This window comes from Streptomyces tateyamensis (genome assembly GCF_003205575.1).
Classification (GTDB): Bacteria; Actinomycetota; Actinomycetes; order Streptomycetales; family Streptomycetaceae; genus Kitasatospora; species Kitasatospora tateyamensis.
Map to the genome: position 1 here is coordinate 1 of NZ_PYBW01000067.1, position 808 is coordinate 808.

Annotated in this window: 1 protein-coding gene; it reads left to right on the plus strand. The window is 75.0% G+C overall.

The window, feature by feature from the left end; translation table 11 throughout:
- The first annotated feature begins 59 nt into the window (after positions 1-59).
- Positions 60-755 carry a SanA/YdcF family protein gene (locus tag C7C46_RS18960; protein ID WP_110671052.1) on the plus strand — a complete coding sequence of 232 codons (696 nt, stop codon included), beginning with the start codon at positions 60-62 and terminating at the stop codon, positions 753-755.
- Positions 756-808 lie beyond the last annotated feature (53 nt).

Here is an 808-nt window from a genome sequence, read left to right on the forward strand (position 1 = left end):
TACGCCGGGGAGGAGTCACGACGGTGGATCACGGCGGTCCGACCGGCAGGGAGGGGACCATGCGCGAGTTCGGCAGGCGGTGGGCGAGACGGCTGGCCCGGCGCCGCACCCAGCGGCGGCTCTTCCAGGGCCTGGTGCTGGTGAGCCTGCTGGCGGTGGCGCCCAGCGGCTGGCTCTTCCTGGCCGAGGGCGACCGGGTCCGCACGGTGGCCGAGGTGCCGGCCGAGCCGGTGGCCGTGGTCTTCGGCGCCGGTGTGGTGGGGGACGAGCCCTCGCCGTACCTGGCGCACCGGCTGGACGCGGCCGTACAGCTCTACCAGGCGCACAAGGTGAAGGCGATCCTGGTCACCGGGGACAACAGCCGCGACGGGTACAACGAGCCCGGGGCGATGTACGACTACCTGCGCGAGCGCGGAGTGCCGGCCGTGCGGGTGGTGCGGGACTACGCGGGGTTCAACACCTGGGACTCCTGCGACCGGGCCCGGCGGATCTTCGGGGTGGACCGCGCGGTGCTGGTCAGTCAGGACTACCACGTGCGCCGTGCGCTGGCGCTGTGCCGGGCGGCGGGGATCGACTCCTACGCGATCGGAGTGCCCGAGCCGCGGGACACGACCTGGTACTACGGCGGGGTGCGCGAGCTCCCGGGGGCCGGCAAGGCGGCGCTGAGCTCGCTCTTCCACCCTGACCCGAAGTTCCTCGGCCCCACCGAGCAGGGCGTGGCGCTGGCCCTGGCCGACGCGGCCCGCACGCCGTAGGGCCAGTCCCACCGAGCCGGCCCCTGCGGGCCCCGGTCGGCCGCGGCCGACCG

Excerpts from the sequence above, each read along its gene's own strand:
- C7C46_RS18960 (WP_110671052.1), top strand. The coding sequence starts at position 60 with ATGCGCGAGTTCGGCAGGCGGTGGGCGAGACGGCTGGCCCGGCGCCGC.